This is a genomic window from Marinobacter shengliensis (assembly GCF_003007715.1).
Classification (GTDB): Bacteria; Pseudomonadota; Gammaproteobacteria; order Pseudomonadales; family Oleiphilaceae; genus Marinobacter; species Marinobacter shengliensis.
Genome location: NZ_PXNO01000016.1, coordinates 1 through 17,762 on the forward strand (window position 1 = coordinate 1; position 17,762 = coordinate 17,762).

The 17,762-nt window shown below is 55.4% G+C and carries 13 protein-coding genes and 1 tRNA gene; all 14 read right to left on the bottom strand.

The window, feature by feature from the left end:
* Nucleotides 1–1,197 (bottom strand): elongation factor Tu, encoded by a 1,197-nt coding sequence (tuf, locus tag C7H10_RS03585; protein WP_068351550.1) that lies wholly within the window; start codon nucleotides 1,195–1,197, stop codon nucleotides 1–3.
* Between the two features lie 35 nt (nucleotides 1,198–1,232).
* A complete protein-coding gene (fusA, locus tag C7H10_RS03590; RefSeq protein WP_106693786.1) occupies nucleotides 1,233–3,338 on the bottom strand; it encodes an elongation factor G in 2,106 nt (701 codons plus the stop codon).
* 18 nt (nucleotides 3,339–3,356) lie between these two features.
* Nucleotides 3,357–3,827: a 30S ribosomal protein S7 gene (gene rpsG / locus C7H10_RS03595; protein WP_011784243.1), complete on the bottom strand. Its 471-nt coding sequence runs from the start codon at nucleotides 3,825–3,827 to the stop codon at nucleotides 3,357–3,359.
* Between the two features lie 113 nt (nucleotides 3,828–3,940).
* The gene (gene rpsL / locus C7H10_RS03600) at nucleotides 3,941–4,315 is read right to left on the bottom strand and encodes a 30S ribosomal protein S12 (protein ID WP_012139854.1); all 375 of its coding nucleotides are present in this window, start codon (nucleotides 4,313–4,315) and stop codon (nucleotides 3,941–3,943) included.
* Nucleotides 4,316–4,480: 165 nt separating this feature from the next.
* Nucleotides 4,481–8,695, bottom strand: coding sequence for a DNA-directed RNA polymerase subunit beta' (rpoC, locus tag C7H10_RS03605; protein WP_106693787.1), 4,215 nt, complete (start codon nucleotides 8,693–8,695; stop codon nucleotides 4,481–4,483).
* A 76-nt stretch (nucleotides 8,696–8,771) separates the two neighbouring features.
* Nucleotides 8,772–12,848 (bottom strand): DNA-directed RNA polymerase subunit beta, encoded by a 4,077-nt coding sequence (gene rpoB / locus C7H10_RS03610; RefSeq protein ID WP_061333843.1) that lies wholly within the window; start codon nucleotides 12,846–12,848, stop codon nucleotides 8,772–8,774.
* A 242-nt stretch (nucleotides 12,849–13,090) separates the two neighbouring features.
* Nucleotides 13,091–13,465 carry a 50S ribosomal protein L7/L12 gene (gene rplL, locus C7H10_RS03615; RefSeq protein WP_061333837.1) on the bottom strand — a complete coding sequence of 125 codons (375 nt, stop codon included), beginning with the start codon at nucleotides 13,463–13,465 and terminating at the stop codon, nucleotides 13,091–13,093.
* Nucleotides 13,466–13,504: 39 nt separating this feature from the next.
* A complete protein-coding gene (gene rplJ / locus C7H10_RS03620) occupies nucleotides 13,505–14,035 on the bottom strand; it encodes a 50S ribosomal protein L10 (protein ID WP_061333835.1) in 531 nt (176 codons plus the stop codon).
* Nucleotides 14,036–14,247: 212 nt separating this feature from the next.
* Nucleotides 14,248–14,946: a 50S ribosomal protein L1 gene (gene rplA / locus C7H10_RS03625; RefSeq protein WP_058092379.1), complete on the bottom strand. Its 699-nt coding sequence runs from the start codon at nucleotides 14,944–14,946 to the stop codon at nucleotides 14,248–14,250.
* A 1-nt stretch (nucleotide 14,947) separates the two neighbouring features.
* The gene (gene rplK, locus C7H10_RS03630; protein ID WP_058092380.1) at nucleotides 14,948–15,379 is read right to left on the bottom strand and encodes a 50S ribosomal protein L11; all 432 of its coding nucleotides are present in this window, start codon (nucleotides 15,377–15,379) and stop codon (nucleotides 14,948–14,950) included.
* A gap of 119 nt (nucleotides 15,380–15,498) precedes the next feature.
* Nucleotides 15,499–16,032, bottom strand: a complete 534-nt coding sequence (gene nusG, locus C7H10_RS03635) for a transcription termination/antitermination protein NusG (RefSeq protein ID WP_058092381.1) — start codon at nucleotides 16,030–16,032, stop codon at nucleotides 15,499–15,501.
* Nucleotides 16,033–16,044: 12 nt separating this feature from the next.
* A complete protein-coding gene (gene secE / locus C7H10_RS03640) occupies nucleotides 16,045–16,413 on the bottom strand; it encodes a preprotein translocase subunit SecE (RefSeq protein WP_072678396.1) in 369 nt (122 codons plus the stop codon).
* Between the two features lie 33 nt (nucleotides 16,414–16,446).
* Nucleotides 16,447–16,522 (bottom strand) — tRNA-Trp (locus tag C7H10_RS03645).
* A gap of 44 nt (nucleotides 16,523–16,566) precedes the next feature.
* Nucleotides 16,567–17,762: elongation factor Tu (gene tuf / locus C7H10_RS03650; RefSeq protein WP_244178156.1), on the bottom strand; the 1,196-nt coding region annotated here is incomplete at its 5' end.

Below are 17,762 nucleotides of genomic sequence, written 5' to 3' on the forward strand. Positions count from 1 at the left end.
TTACTCGATGATCTTGGAGACCACGCCGGCACCAACGGTACGGCCGCCTTCGCGAATCGCGAAGCGCAGACCATCTTCCATGGCGATCGGAGCGATCAGGGTAACAGTCATTTTCACGTTGTCACCCGGCATTACCATTTCAACGCCTTCCGGCAGTTCACAAGAACCGGTTACATCAGTAGTCCGGAAGTAGAACTGCGGACGGTAGCCCTTGAAGAACGGAGTATGACGACCACCTTCTTCTTTGGACAGTACGTACACTTCACACTCGAACTTGGTGTGCGGCTTGATGGAGCCCGGTACACACAGAACCTGACCACGCTCAACGTCGTCACGCTTGGTACCACGCAGCAGAACACCTACGTTCTCACCGGCACGACCTTCGTCCAGCAGCTTGCGGAACATCTCAACACCAGTACAGGTGGTCTTGGTGGTGTCGCGGATACCCACGATTTCCACTTCGTCACCTACTTTGATGATGCCACGCTCTACACGACCGGTAACAACGGTACCACGACCAGAGATGGAGAATACGTCCTCGATCGGCATCAGGAACGGCTGATCAATCGCACGCTCCGGCTCAGGGATGTAGTCGTCCAGGGCTTCTACCAGCTTCTTAACAGCGGTAGTACCCATCTCGTTGTCGTCTTTACCTTCCAGAGCCATCAGCGCAGAACCGGTGATGATCGGAGTGTCGTCACCCGGGAAGTCGTACTGGCTCAGCAGGTCACGAACTTCCATCTCTACCAGCTCAAGCAGCTCTTCATCGTCTACCATGTCCGCTTTGTTCAGGAACACAACGATGAACGGTACACCAACCTGACGGGACAGCAGGATGTGCTCACGAGTCTGCGGCATGGGGCCGTCAGCTGCGGAGCAAACCAGGATAGCGCCGTCCATCTGGGCAGCACCGGTGATCATGTTCTTAACATAATCCGCGTGGCCCGGGCAGTCTACGTGTGCGTAGTGACGGGTCGGAGAATCGTACTCAACGTGAGAGGTCGCGATGGTGATACCACGCGCACGCTCTTCCGGTGCGTTATCGATCTGATCGAAAGCACGGCTCTCACCAGTACCCCATACTTCGTGACATACACGAGTCAGGGCGGCTGTCAGAGTGGTCTTACCATGGTCAACGTGACCAATGGTGCCCACGTTTACGTGCGGCTTGTTACGCTCAAACTTTGCTTTAGACACGGTTACACCTCTTCCTGTTTCTTAAGTCCTGGGGATCAACCCTTTTTAATGATCGCTTCGGCAATGTTCGAAGGAGCTTCCATATAGCGGGAGAACTCCATCGCATAAGACGCCCGACCCTGTGTTGCAGAACGCAGGTCGGTGGCGTAACCGAACATCTCCGACAACGGAACTTCAGCACGGATGACCTTGCCCGCAGGGCCTTCATCCATACCCTGCACAAGGCCGCGACGACGGTTCAGGTCGCCAACAACGTCACCCATGTAATCTTCAGGGGTAACAACCTCAACCTTCATGATCGGCTCAAGAAGGGCAGGATTCGCTTCGAGGGCGCCTTTCTTCATCGCCATGGAACCAGCGATTTTGAACGCCATCTCGTTGGAGTCAACGTCGTGGTAGGAACCATCGTACAGCGTTGCCTTGATACCCAGCAGCGGATAGCCGGCCAGACAGCCGTTCTGCATCTGCTCTTCGATACCCTGCTGAACCGCCGGGATGTATTCCTTCGGAACCACACCACCAACGATCTCGTTCACGAAGATGAAGTTTTCAGCATCTTCATCATCCAGAGGCAGCGGCTCCAACTTCACTTTTACGTGACCGTACTGACCGCGACCACCAGACTGACGAACGAACTTACCTTCAACGTCAACTGGCTTGCGGATGCACTCACGGTAAGCAACCTGCGGCTTACCGATATTTGCTTCTACCTTGAACTCGCGACGCATACGGTCAACGATGATATCCAGGTGAAGCTCACCCATACCGGAGATGATGGTCTGGCCGGACTCTTCGTCGGTGCGAACACGGAATGACGGATCTTCCTGGGCCAGCTTACCCAGAGCAACACCCATCTTTTCCTGGTCGGCTTTCGACTTCGGCTCAACCGCAACGGAGATAACCGGCTCCGGGAACTCCATGCGCTCCAGAACAATCTTGTTGTTCTCATCACACAGGGTGTCACCGGTGGTCACGTTCTTCAGGCCGATCGCAGCTGCGATGTCGCCCGCCAGAACTTCTTTGATCTCTTCACGGTCGTTGGCGTGCATCTGAACCATACGGCCCACACGCTCTTTCTTGCCCTTCACGGAGTTGAATACTGCGTTACCGGACTCAAGCTTACCGGAGTAAACCCGGAAGAATGTCAGCGTACCCACGAACGGGTCGGTCGCGATCTTGAACGCCAGAGCGGCGAACGGAGCATCGTCGTCAACCGGACGGGTTTCCTCGGTACCCTCGTCATCCACCTCACCACGGATGGCTTTAACCTCATCCGGAGCCGGCAGGAATTCGATGACCGCATCCAGCACCGCCTGCACGCCCTTGTTCTTGAACGCAGAACCGCAGGTAGCCAGAACGATCTCGTTGGCGATGGTACGAGTACGCAGACCCTGCTTGATTTCTTCGTAGGTCAGCTCTTCGCCTTCGAGGTATTTCTCCATGAACTCTTCGCTGGCTTCAGCGGCGGCTTCGATCATCTGCTCGCGCGCTTTCTCGGCCTCAGCAACCATGGACTCAGGAATATCGCGAAGCTCGTAGGTCATACCCTGATCAGCTTCGTTCCAGTAGATTGCCTTCATGCGAAGCAGATCCACGATACCCTCGAAATCGTCTTCGGCGCCGATCGGCAGCTGGATGGGCACAGTGATAGCACCCAGACGGTTACGAATCTGCTCAACAACGCGCATGAAGTTGGCGCCTGCACGGTCCATTTTGTTGACGAAAACCATGCGGGGAACTTCATACTTGTTGGCTTGGCGCCATACAGTCTCGGACTGCGGCTCAACACCTGAGGAACCACAGAACACAACCACGGCACCATCAAGAACACGCAGGGAACGCTCTACTTCGATGGTGAAGTCAACGTGCCCCGGGGTGTCGATGATGTTGATACGGTGCTCGGGATACTGCTTGTCCATACCCTGCCAGAAGGTTGTAACAGCGGCAGACGTGATGGTGATACCACGCTCCTGCTCCTGCTCCATCCAGTCTGTAGTGGAAGCGCCGTCATGGGTCTCACCCATCTTGTGACTACGACCGGTGTAATAAAGAATACGCTCGGTGGTAGTAGTCTTGCCCGCATCCACGTGCGCACAGATACCAATGTTTCTGTAACGTTTGATAGGAGTCTTGCGTGCCACGATATAAACCTCGGCTTGTTAGAAACGGAAGTGAGAGAATGCCTTGTTGGCTTCTGCCATGCGATGCACGTCTTCGCGCTTCTTCACTGCGGCACCCTTGCTATCGGCCGCATCAAGAATTTCGCCAGCCAGACGCTGCGCCATGCTCTTCTCACCGCGCTTCCGGGAATATTCAACGAGCCAGCGCATCGCCAACGCGTTCTGACGGGAAGGCCGAACTTCAACCGGCACCTGGTAAGTAGCACCACCCACACGACGGGACTTAACCTCAACCATCGGCTGGATGTTCTCCAGGGCCTTCTCGAACATTTCGATCGGCTCTTCTTTAGATTTCTCGGCAACGATATCCAGAGCACCGTAAACAATGCGCTCTGCAACCGACTTCTTACCGCTTTCCATCACATGGTTGATGAACTTGGCAAGACGTGCACTGCCGAATTTAGGATCGGGAATGATTTCCCGCTTTGCTGCAACTCTTCTTCTAGGCATCGATAAGCCCTTATATCTAAAAGGTCTTCAGGAACCCCTGAGATAGCCAAATGCTACTCAGCCTTACTCTTACCGTTCTTACAAGCAACGATAAAAGACACCCGCTCGGGACATCAGGACTTGGGTCGTTTTGCACCGTACTTGGAGCGGCCCTGCTTACGGTTCTGAACACCTTGGGTATCCAAAGTACCGCGAACAGTGTGATAGCGCACACCCGGAAGGTCTTTTACTCGACCGCCACGGATCAGCACAACACTGTGCTCCTGAAGGTTGTGACCTTCACCACCAATGTAAGAGGAAACCTCGAAGCCGTTGGTCAGACGAACACGGCACACTTTACGAAGTGCTGAGTTCGGCTTCTTCGGCGTTGTGGTGTACACACGAGTGCACACACCACGGCGCTGAGGACAAGCCTGGAGAGCAGGAACATCGCTCTTGGCTACCTTGCGCTTACGAGGCTTACGCACCAACTGATTAATCGTTGCCATGTAAGCAAACTCCAAAAAACCATACCAATGAAACTTACCCCCTGTGCAGGGGGTAAAATTTAAGGGACGCAAGTGTAAGCCTGCGCCCCGACTCAGTCAAGATGACTGTTCTCTTTTTAACCACCCTCGGGATAAGTAACTACCCCGAGAATGGCACGCCGGCAATCAACCTTCTCGGTTGAGCTCCGCGCTCAGAGCTTCTTCAACATCTGCCGCGGTCACGCCCTGCTCTTCCAGGTCACGCTTGCGACGACGTTCGCTGTGGTAAGCCAGACCAGTACCCGCCGGAATCAACCGACCAACCACAACGTTTTCTTTCAGGCCACGCAGGAAGTCACGCTTACCGGTCACCGCACCTTCGGTGAGCACCCGGGTGGTTTCCTGGAACGAAGCCGCAGAAATGAACGATTCGGTGGCCAGCGATGCCTTGGTAATACCAAGCAGCAGACGCTCGAATCTGGCAGGCTCTTTGTCCGCCTGATTCGCCTTTTCGTTCTCTTCCAGCACCTGAGTGATTTCCACCTGGTCGCCAGACAGCAGGGTGGTATCACCCGGATCGCTAATTTCCACCTTGCGCAGCATCTGCCGAACGATAACCTCGATGTGTTTATCGTTGATGACAACACCCTGCAGGCGGTACACATCCTGGATTTCGTTGGTGATGTACTTGGCCAGCTCGACCACACCCAGCAGACGCAAGATGTCGTGCGGGTTGGACGGACCGTCGGAAATCACCTCACCCTTCTCAACCGTTTCACCTTCGAAAACGTTGAGCTGGCGATGCTTCGGAATCAGAACCTCATAGGCATCGTCATCTTTCGGCGTGATGACCAGGCGCTTCTTGCCTTTGGTCTCTTTACCGAAAGACACCACACCACTGATTTCCGCCAGGATGGCAGACTCTTTCGGGCGACGAGCCTCGAACAGGTCGGCAACCCGCGGCAGACCACCGGTGATGTCCCGGGTCTTCGAGCTTTCCTGCGGAATACGGGCAACTACGTCACCCAGCTCGATCTTCGCGCCATTAGCCATGGTCACCAGCGCGTTAGCCGGTAGGAAGAAGATCGCGGTACCACCGCCTGGCAGTTCTACTTCTTCACCCGCATCGTCAATCAGCTGGATAGCCGGACGAATGTCCTTACCAGCAGCAGGACGCTCTTTCGGGTCAATCACTTCCATGGTGGACAGACCGGTCAGCTCGTCAGCCTGGGTACGGACAGTAATGCCCTCTTCCATGTTGACAAACTTGGCCGTGCCTTTCGCTTCGGCGATGATCGGATGCGTGTGCGGATCCCACTTGGCAACTACAACGCCGGCCTCAACCACGTCACCGTTCTTCACAGACAGAACGGCACCGTAGGGCAGCTTGTACCACTCGCGCTCGCGACCCTGCTCGTCGGCAATCGCCAGGGCCGAAGAACGGGACACCACAACCAGGGAGCCATCGCTCTTCTCGATGGACTTCAGGTTGTGCAGACGTACCGTGCCACCGTGCTTGACCTGAATATTATCTACGGCAGAGGCTCGGCTGGCCGCACCACCAATGTGGAAGGTCCGCATGGTCAGCTGGGTGCCAGGCTCACCGATGGACTGGGCAGCGATAACACCGACGGCCTCACCCACGTTAACCCGGTGACCACGGGCAAGATCGCGGCCGTAACACTTGGAGCAGATGCCGTGGCGAGTCTCACAGGTAATCGCAGAGCGAACCCAGATCTCATCCACACCGGCGCGCTCAACCATCTCGACGGTTTTCTCGTCCAGCAATGTGCCGGCCGGAACAACAGCGTTGTCCTTGTCGGTTGGGGTGAATACGTCACGGGCTGTGACACGCCCCAGAACACGATCACCCAGCGGCACAACAACGTCGCCACCTTCAATGTGCGGCGTCATCAGCAGACCTTCATCGGTACCGCAGTCTTCCTCGGTCACCACCAGGTCCTGGGACACGTCAACGAGACGACGGGTCAGGTAACCGGAGTTCGCGGTCTTCAGTGCAGTATCCGCCAGACCTTTACGAGCACCGTGGGTGGAGATGAAGTACTGGAGTACGTTCAGACCTTCACGGAAGTTCGCGGTAATCGGCGTTTCGATGATGGAGCCATCCGGCTTGGCCATCAGACCACGCATACCGGACAACTGACGAATCTGGGCAGCGGAACCCCGCGCACCGGAATCGGCCATCATGTAGACGGAGTTGAAGGATTCCTGCATCAGGTCTTCGCCGTCTTCACCCTTCACAGGCTGGCCGTCAGGACCAATAACCTGCTCTTTGGACAGACGCTCCATCATCGCCTTGGACACTTTATCGTTGGCGCGGGACCAGATATCGATCACCTTGTTGTACTTCTCACCCTGGGTCAGCAGACCGGATGCGTACTGGTTCTCGATGTCTTTTACTTCGTCAGACGCCGCATCAACCAGCTCATACTTCTCCGGCGGAATCTCGAAGTCGTTGAAGCCGATAGAAATACCGGAACGGGTTGCATAGTGGTAACCCATGTACATCAGTTGGTCAGCAAAGATGACAGTATCTTTCAGACCAGCGTCCCGATAACAGGTGTTGATCAGGTTGGAAATCGCCTTCTTGACCATAGGACGGTTGACGATTTCAAACGGCAGGCCGTCAGGAACGATATCAAACAACAAAGCACGGCCAACGGTGGTATCAACCACACGGTAGGCTTCGGACTTGCTGCCATCTTCGGCATAGGCCACTTCCTTAACCCGCACCTTGACCTTCGCCTGCAGGTCAACCTTGCCGGCACCATAGGCACGATGGGCTTCTTTGACATCAGCAAACACCATGCCTTCACCCAGGGCAGCGTGGCGCTCGCGGGTCATGTAATACAGACCCAATACCACGTCCTGAGACGGTACGATGATCGGCTCACCGTTCGCTGGAGACAGCACGTTGTTGGTGGACATCATCAACGCACGGGCTTCAAGCTGGGCTTCCAGGGTCAGCGGTACGTGTACCGCCATCTGGTCACCGTCGAAGTCGGCGTTGTAAGCCGCACACACCAGCGGGTGCAGCTGGATCGCTTTACCTTCGATCAGAACCGGCTCGAACGCCTGGATGCCCAGACGGTGCAGGGTGGGCGCACGGTTCAGCAGGATCGGGTGCTCGCGGATGACTTCGTCCAGGATATCCCAGACCACGCCTTCCTCGCGCTCGACCATTTTCTTGGCGGCCTTGATGGTGGTCGCCAGGCCACGGTGCTCAAGCTTGGAGAAAATGAACGGCTTGAACAGCTCCAGGGCCATCTTCTTGGGCAGACCGCACTGGTGCAGGCGCAGGTACGGACCCACCACGATCACGGAACGGCCAGAGTAGTCGACTCGCTTACCCAGCAGGTTCTGACGGAAACGACCCTGCTTACCCTTGATCATGTCAGCCAGGGACTTCAGCGGACGCTTGTTGGTGCCAGTGATGGCCCGACCACGACGACCGTTATCCAGCAGGGCGTCAACCGCTTCCTGCAGCATACGCTTCTCGTTGCGCACGATGATATCCGGAGCGTTCAGTTCCAGCAGGCGCTTGAGACGGTTGTTCCGGTTAATGACCCGACGGTACAGATCGTTCAGGTCGGAAGTGGCAAAACGGCCACCGTCCAGGGGAACCAGCGGGCGCAGATCGGGCGGCAGAACCGGCAGAACGGTCATCACCATGTCGCCCGGCTTGTTACCGGAGTACAGGAACGCCTCAAGAATTTTCAGGCGCTTGCTGAATTTCTTGATCTTGGTCTCGGAGTTGGTCTGGGGGATCTCTTCCCGCAGGGCGTCAACTTCCGCCTGCAGATCGATAGCTTCGAGCAACTCTTTGATGGCCTCGGCACCCATACGGGCGTCGAACTCGTCACCGAATTCTTCCAGGGCCTCATAGTACTGCTCGTCATTCAGCAACTGGCCCTTCTCCAGGGTGGTCATACCCGGATCGATAACGATGAAGGATTCAAAGTACAGAACCCGCTCGATATCTCGCAGGGTCATGTCCAGCATCAGGCCAATACGGGACGGCAATGACTTCAGGAACCAGATGTGAGCGACCGGGCTGGCCAGCTCGATATGGCCCATACGCTCACGGCGCACGCTGGCCAGTGCGACTTCAACACCGCACTTTTCACAGATAACGCCGCGATGCTTCAGGCGCTTGTATTTTCCGCACAAGCACTCGTAGTCTTTGATCGGGCCGAAAATCTTGGCACAGAAAAGACCGTCACGCTCCGGCTTGAAGGTACGGTAGTTAATGGTCTCAGGCTTTTTTACTTCGCCAAAAGACCAGGAACGAATCATGTCAGGCGAAGCCAGTCCGATACGGATGGCGTCGAATTCCTTGCTCTGATTCTGGCTCTTGAGAAGATTCAGCAAATCTTTCATCAGTAAAAGCTCCGGATGGCGTTAATCTCGGGCGGGCACACGAGGTGCCCGCTCACGCTGCCAAAAACAATTCGGCTCACTCGGATTCCAGCTCGATGTCGATACCCAACGAGCGGATTTCCTTGACGAGAACGTTGAAGGATTCGGGCATGCCCGGCTCCATACGATGATCACCATCGACAATGTTCTTGTACATCTTGGTCCGACCGTTGACGTCATCAGACTTGACGGTAAGCATTTCCTGCAGGGTATAGGCGGCACCGTATGCCTCCAGAGCCCAGACTTCCATCTCACCGAAACGCTGACCACCGAACTGCGCCTTACCACCCAGCGGCTGCTGGGTTACCAGGCTGTAAGAGCCGGTGGAACGAGCGTGCATCTTGTCATCGATCAAGTGGTTGAGCTTGAGCATGTACATGTAGCCCACAGTCACCGGACGGTCAAATGCATCACCGGTGCGGCCGTCGTACAGCTTGACCTGACCACTGGTATCCATGTCGGCCAGCTCAAGCATACGCTTGACCTCGGCTTCCTTGGCACCGTCAAAGACCGGCGTTGCCATCGGGACACCGTCACGCAGGTTACCGCACAGCTCCAGAATTTCCTTGTCGCTCAGGCTGTCGAGATCAACCTTGGTCACTTCATCTGAGTGGTTGTAGATCTCATCCAGCAGCTTGCGCAGTTCAGCCACTTTACGCTGCTCTTCCAGCATCCGGCTGATCTTTTCACCCAGCCCCTTGGCGGCTGCGCCCAGATGGGTTTCCAGAACCTGACCAACGTTCATCCGCGAAGGAACACCCAGCGGGTTGAGCACGATATCAACGGTGGTGCCGTTTTCGTCGTAAGGCATATCCTCAATCGGCATTACCGCGGAGATAACACCCTTGTTACCGTGACGACCGGCCATCTTGTCACCCGGCTGGATGCGACGCTTGATGGCCAGGTAAACCTTGACGATTTTCAGCACGCCCGGAGCAAGGTCATCGCCCTGCTGCAGCTTGCCTTTCTTGTCGTCGAAGCGGGCTTCGTGCTCTTTCTTGCGATCTTCCAGACCCTGCTCGGATTTCTCCAGAAGTTCGTTCAGAGCTTCGTCTTTCATGCGCAGCTTGAACCAGTCCGGACGCGGTAGATCGGCCAGATAGGCTTCATCAAGCTTGGCGCCCTTCTTCAGACCCGGGCCACTGATCACTTCCTGGCCGTTGAGTGCTGCAGTCAGACGCTCATAGGTAGCGCCTTCGACAATGCGGTACTCGTCTTTCAGATCCTTACGGTACTGATCGAGCTGCTCTTTCTCGATGGACTGAGCGCGGGCATCTTTTTCGATACCGTCACGGGTGAATACCTGAACATCGATAACCGTTCCGCGGGTGCCGGTCGGAACACGCTGAGAGGTATCTTTAACGTCAGAGGCCTTTTCACCAAAGATCGCACGCAGCAGCTTCTCTTCCGGTGTCAGCTGGGTCTCACCTTTCGGCGTGACCTTACCCACCAGAATGTCGCCCGGGCCCACTTCCGCACCGATGTAGACAATACCGGACTCATCCAGCTTGGACAGCGCGCTTTCACCAACGTTCGGAATATCCGCAGTGATTTCTTCGCTACCCAGCTTGGTGTCACGGGCCACACAGGTCAGTTCCTGAATGTGGATCGTGGTCAGCCGGTCTTCCTGAACCACCTTTTCGGAGATCAGGATGGAGTCCTCGAAGTTGTAACCGTTCCAGGGCATGAACGCGATGCGCATGTTCTGGCCCAGCGCCAGCTCACCCAGATCCACGGAGGGACCATCTGCCAGCACGTCGCCACGGGCAATCACATCGCCCTGACGCACGATGGAGCGCTGGTTGATACAGGTATTCTGGTTAGAGCGGGTGTACTTGGTGAGGTTGTAGATATCCACACCTGCATCACCGGCCTCGGTTTCTTCGTTGTTTACGCGCACCACAATACGGGCAGCATCCACGCTTTCAATCACACCGCCACGACGGGCGGTCACGCACACGCCGGAATCCTGGGCAACGGTGCGTTCTACACCGGTGCCGACCAGCGGAACCTGTGATTTCAGCGTCGGAACCGCCTGACGCTGCATGTTCGCACCCATCAGGGCCCGGTTAGCATCGTCGTGCTCAAGGAACGGGATCAGAGACGCCGCCACCGATACAACCTGGCGTGGAGATACGTCCATGAAGTTAACCGCTTCCGGCGGGGCGACGGTAAATTCGTTCTGGTGACGCACGGTAACCAGCTCGTCGGTCAGGCGCTTGCCGTCATCGGTAGCAGCACTGGCCTGAGCGATCACATAATTGCTCTCTTCAATCGCAGACAGATACACCAGCTCATCGGTCACCACGCCGTCGACGACTCTACGGTACGGACTTTCCAGGAAGCCGTAGGAGTTGGCACGGGCATAGGTTGCCAGCGAGTTGATCAGACCGATGTTCGGGCCTTCCGGAGTCTCGATAGGACACACACGGCCGTAATGGGTCGGGTGAACGTCCCGAACCTCAAAGCCGGCACGCTCACGGGTCAGACCGCCCGGACCCAACGCGGAGATACGACGCTTGTGAGTTACCTCAGACAGCGGATTGTTCTGGTCCATAAACTGGGACAGCTGGCTGGAACCAAAGAACTCCTTGACTGCGGCCGCAACAGGCTTGGCGTTGATCAGGTCCTGCGGCATCAGGCCTTCGCTTTCAGCCAGACTCAGACGCTCTCGAACCGCGCGCTCAACCCGTACCAGGCCTACCCGGAACTGGTTTTCAGCCATCTCGCCAACACAGCGAACCCGACGGTTGCCCAGGTTGTCGATATCATCCACCTGGCCCTGGCCATTACGAATGGCAATCAGGGTTTTCAGCACGTCGATGATATCGTCGTGGGTCAGCGTGCCCTCACCGGTGCTCTCGTCACGACCAAGGCGGCGGTTGAGCTTCATCCGGCCAACGCCGGACAGGTCGTAGCGCTCCTCAGAGAAGAACAGGTTGTTGAACAGGTTCTCCGCGGATTCCTTGGTGGGCGGCTCGCCCGGGCGCATCATCCGGTAGATTTCAACCAACGCTTCCAACGGAGTTCGGGTCGGGTCGATACGCAGGGTATCAGACATGAACGGACCACAATCCAGATCGTTGGTGTAAAGAGTTTCAATATCCTTAACACCAGCGCCGAGAATCTTGGTGATGACTTCTTCGGTCAGCTCGGTGTTACATTCCACCAGCACTTCGCCGGTAGACTGATCGATCATGTCCTTGGCAAGAACACGGCCGTACAGGTATTCAGTGGGAACTTCCAGCTCGGTAATGCCGGCCTTTTCCAACTGCTTGATGTGACGCGCCGTAATACGGCGGCCTTCTTCAGCAATGACGTTGCCTTCCTTATCTTTGATGTCAAAGGTCGCAATGTCACCACGCAGCCGGCTGGGCACCAACTCAAGCTTGCAGACTTCTTCACCCAGAGCAAACTTACTGGTTTCGAAGAACATGTCGAGCATCTGCTCAGAGGTGTACCCCAGAGCGCGCAGGAGGATCGACGCAGGCAGCTTACGACGACGGTCGATACGAACGAACACGGAGTCCTTCGGATCGAATTCGAAGTCAAGCCAGGAACCACGGTAAGGAATCACCCGGGCCGAATACAACAGCTTGCCGGAGGAGTGAGTCTTGCCTTTGTCGTGATCAAAGAAGACGCCAGGCGAACGGTGCAGCTGGGAAACAATAACACGCTCGGTACCGTTGACCACGAAGGTACCGTTTTCAGTCATCAGGGGCATCTCGCCCATGTAGACTTCTTGCTCTTTGATGTCCTTGATCGCCTTGTTGGACGATTCCTTGTCATAAATGATCAAGCGGACTTTCACCCGCAGCGGCGCGGCGTAAGTAACGCCCCTGAGCTGACATTCCTTGACGTCGAACACTGGCTCGCCGATTCGATAGCTCACATACTCGAGCGCGGCGTTGCCAGAGTAACTGACAATCGGGAATACGGATTTGAACGCTGCGTGAAGACCGGTTTCCCGGCGGTCTTCAGGAGCGGCTTCCATTTGCAGGAAGTCCCGGAACGAATCCAGCTGAATAGACAGCAAATAGGGGACGTCCATCACGGAAGGCAATTTACTAAAATCTTTGCGAATCCGCTTTTTCTCAGTGTAGGAGTAAGTCATCTGCATTCCCCAGCTTTAGACCTGATACCTGGTATCAAGAAGCAATCAAATGTTCTGCTTCGGGGCCGAATTGCTCGGCTTATCGCGCCGTCTTGAACAAGACTCTGGCTGTAGGTTATAGATCTGACATTAACCCGTAAAAGCACACCAGACTCTATAGCATATACAACAGAAAAAGGCCGGTGGCACAGAGCCACCAGCCCATCCATGCTTAACGCACGGTGTCGATCAACAGCCGACTATTACTTGAGCTCAACAGAAGCGCCTGCTTCCTCAAGCTTCTTCTTGGCTTCTTCAGCCTCGTCCTTGCTAGCGCCTTCCTTAACAGTAGAAGGAGCGCCGTCAACCATTTCCTTGGCTTCTTTCAGACCCAGACCAGTCAGCTCACGAACGGCCTTGATGACGTTGACTTTCTTCTCGCCAGCGCCAGTCAGAACTACGTCGAACTCGGTCTGCTCTTCAGCAGCTTCGCCACCAGCGGCAGCAGCAGGTGCAGCGGCAACAGCAGCGGCAGCAGAAACATTGAACTTCTCTTCCATAGCTTCAACGAGCTCAACAACTTCCATTACGCTCATTTCAGCAATTGCATTCAAAATATCGTCTTTAGACAGAGCCATGACTTTCTCCGAAAATGTAAAAAATGGTGTTCAACAGAATCAAGCAGCGTCTTGCTTCTGGTCGCGGACTGCAGCTACAACACGTGTGATCCTGCCCGGAATATCGTTCAGGGTACGTGCAAGCTTGGTAACTGGTGCCTGTGTAACAATAGCCAGCTTGGTCAACGCTTCGTGCAGCGTCGGCAGCGTGGCCAGGCGATCGATCTGTTCTGCGCCCATCAGCTCACCGCCGACAGCCAGACCCTTGATCTCAAACGCCTCTTTCTCTTTGGCAAAATCCTTCAGCAGGCGCGCAGCGGCACCCGGATCTTCCATAGAGAAAGCCAGAATGGTCGGGCCAACCAGCGCCGGATCGATGCACTCAAACTCAGTACCTTTGATAGCAATCTTCGCCAGGTTGTTACGAACAACCTTCAGACGAACATTCTCGGCACGAGCTTTGGCACGAAGGGCAGTCATGTCACCAGAGGTGACACCACGGTAGTCAGCCAAAACCACAGACAGAGCAGCTCCAGCAGTCTCGTTGACTTCAGCGACGATCGCCTTCTTGTCTTCGAGTCTAATTGCCACTGGATTTCTCCTCGATTTCGCCAGCGTTATGCCGGCAAACCCATCATTGTCCTCAACGAGGACGCCTAACGGTGTTTGGGTTCAGAGAGAACGTCTTCACACCGTCTGCGCAGGCGTTGCTTTAACCCTTGCAGCCCTTGTTACCAAGGGCTTCGGGGGCCTGCGGTCTTTGACAGCCTTGGCTTCCGCCCAGACTACAAAGTAACTACCAATCAGAGACTCAGAGTACCCTGATCAATAGTCAGACCAGGACCCATCGTAGAAGAGATGGTGATCTTTTTCAGATACACACCCTTGGACGATGCAGGCTTGGCCTTTTTCAGGTCTGCCACCAGAGCTTCAAGGTTTTCCTTGATGTTCTGGGCAGAGAACTCAACGTTACCCAGCGGAGCGTGGATAATGCCGTTTTTGTCAGTACGGTAACGAACCTGACCAGCTTTGGCATTCTTAACCGCTGTCTCAACATCAGCGGTTACGGTGCCAACCTTCGGGTTCGGCATCAGGCCACGGGGACCGAGGATCTGGCCCAGTTGACCAACAACACGCATGGCATCCGGAGTGGCGATAACCACGTCGAAGTCCATGTTGCCTTTTTTGACTTCATCAGCCAGGTCGTCCATGCCTACGATGTCGGCACCGGCCGCGGTCGCTTTCTCGGCATTGGCACCCTGGGTGAACACAGCCACACGCACGGATTTACCGGTACCGTGAGGCAGAACAGTGCTGCTACGCACAACCTGGTCGGATTTACGTGCATCAACACCCAGGTTAACCGCTACGTCTACAGACTCTTTGAACTTCACGTTCTGACCCAGTTCGGCCAGCAGCGCAACCGCTTCGTCTACAGAGTAGGCGCGGGTGGAGTCTACTTTTTCACGAATCAGCTTTTGACGCTTGCTCAGCTTAGCCATCTTACAGACCCTCCACGTTCAGGCCCATGCTGCGGGCAGTACCAGCGATGGTGCGAACGGCTGCTTCCATATCGGCAGCAGTCATGTCCGGCTCTTTGGTCTTGGCGATTTCTTCCAGCTGAGCACGGGTAACCGTACCCACTTTGTCAGTGTTCGGACGACCAGAGCCACTCTTAATGCCAGCGGCCTTCTTCAGCAGGACCGGCGCAGGCGGGGTCTTGGTGATGAATGTGAAGCTGCGATCACTGTAAACGGTGATAACGGTCGGAATTGGCAGACCAGGCTCCATGCCCTGAGTCTTGGCGTTGAACGCCTTACAGAATTCCATGATGTTAACACCACGTTGACCCAGCGCAGGACCAACGGGGGGACTCGGGTTGGCCTGACCGGCAGCAACCTGAAGCTTGATATAGGCTTCAATCTTCTTTGCCATGATAGATCTCCTGTGGGTTCGAACGCCTTTCGGCTCCCCGGTTTTTCACAACTGCTTTAAGCAGACACAAAAAGCCCGCGTCGCCGTAGCGCGCGAGCTTTCAATCTTCAAAGCCGCCATCAGTCTTTTTCGACCTGCCCGAACTCCAGCTCAACCGGAGTAGAACGGCCAAAGATAAGAACGGCAACCTTCACTCGACTCTTCTCGTAGTCGACTTCTTCTACCACACCGTTGAAGTCTGCAAACGGACCTTCAACAACGCGAACAATTTCACCTGGCTCGAACAGCGTCTTGGGCTTGGGCTTGTCTGCACCACTTTCAACACGACGCAGAATAGCCTCAGCCTCGCGCTCAGTAATCGGAGCCGGCTTGTCTTTGGTACCGCCGATAAAGCCCAGTACCCGAGGTGTATTCTTGACAAGATGCCACGAGGCGTCGTCCATTTCCATCTGGACCAGTACGTAGCCGGGATAAAACTTGCGCTCACTCTTGCGCTTCTTCCCGTCCCGCATTTCGACCACTTCTTCAGTCGGAACCAGGATTTCGCCGAACTTGTCTTCCATCTGCTCGAGCGCCACACGCTCTTTAAGAGTGCGCATCACATGCTTCTCAAAGCCAGAATACGCATGAACGACGTACCAGCGCTTAGCCATTGCCCACTCCCGTTAACCGATAAATCCGGCGACCAGCCAACTGATCAGCGAATCCATGCCCCACAAAATAAGCGCCACTACCAGAACAAACACAACCACAATGATGGTGGTCTGAATCAACTCTGGCCTGGTCGGCCAGACGACTTTCCGGATCTCGACACGCGCTTCTTTTAACAGGGTGGCAAAACGCCGCCCCCGCTCGGTTTGCAACGCCACAAACGCAGCAACCAAGCCTAGCGCAACAAGAGCCAGAACCCGATATAGCACGGACTCGGCACTGAAGTACTGATTACCGACAACGCCGACGGCAATCAAAACGAAAACAACCAGCCATTTCACGGTATCGAAACGGCCGGCTGACTGAACGGCTTTTGACTCCATAGGAATCAACTTATGTATCCGGATGTTGAAAAATGGCAGGCCAGGAGGGAATCGAACCCCCAACCTGCGGTTTTGGAGACCGCTGCTCTGCCAATTGAGCTACTGGCCTGCACCGAAACAACTCAGCGCAACAAACAACGAGCAACCCGAAGGTTACTCGATGATCTTGGAGACCACGCCGGCACCAACGGTACGGCCGCCTTCGCGAATCGCGAAGCGCAGACCATCTTCCATGGCGATCGGAGCGATCAGGGTAACAGTCATTTTCACGTTGTCACCCGGCATTACCATTTCAACGCCTTCCGGCAGTTCACAAGAACCGGTTACATCAGTAGTCCGGAAGTAGAACTGCGGACGGTAGCCCTTGAAGAACGGAGTATGACGACCACCTTCTTCTTTGGACAGTACGTACACTTCACACTCGAACTTGGTGTGCGGCTTGATGGAGCCCGGTACACACAGAACCTGACCACGCTCAACGTCGTCACGCTTGGTACCACGCAGCAGAACACCTACGTTCTCACCGGCACGACCTTCGTCCAGCAGCTTGCGGAACATCTCAACACCAGTACAGGTGGTCTTGGTGGTGTCGCGGATACCCACGATTTCCACTTCGTCACCTACTTTGATGATGCCACGCTCTACACGACCGGTAACAACGGTACCACGACCAGAGATGGAGAATACGTCCTCGATCGGCATCAGGAACGGCTGATCAATCGCACGCTCCGGCTCAGGGATGTAGTCGTCCAGGGCTTCTACCAGCTTCTTAACAGCGGTAGTACCCATCTCGTTGTCGTCTTTACCTTCCAGAGCCATCAGCGCAGAACCGGTGATGATCGGAGTGTCGTCACCCGGGAAGTCGTACTGGCTCAGCAGGTCACGAACTTCCATCTCTACCAGCTCAAGCAGCTCTTCATCGTCTACCATGTCCGCTTTGTTCAGGAACACAACGATGAACGGTACACCAACCTGACGGGACAGCAGGATGTGCTCACGAGTCTGCGGCATGGGGCCGTCAGCTGCGGAGCAAACCAGGATAGCGCCGTCCATCTGGGCAGCACCGGTGATCATGTTCTTAACATAATCCGCGTGGCCCGGGCAGTCTACGTGTGCGTAGTGACGGGTCGGAGAATCGTACTCAACGTGAGAGGTCGCGATGGTGATACCACGCGCACGCTCTTCCGGTGCGTTATCGATCTGATCGAAAGCACGGCTCTCACCAGTACCCCATACTTCGTGACATACACGAGTCAGGGCGGCTGTCAGAGTGGTCTTACCATGGTCAACGTGACCAATGGTGCCCACGTTTACGTGCGGCTTGTTACGCTCAAACTTTGCTTTAGACA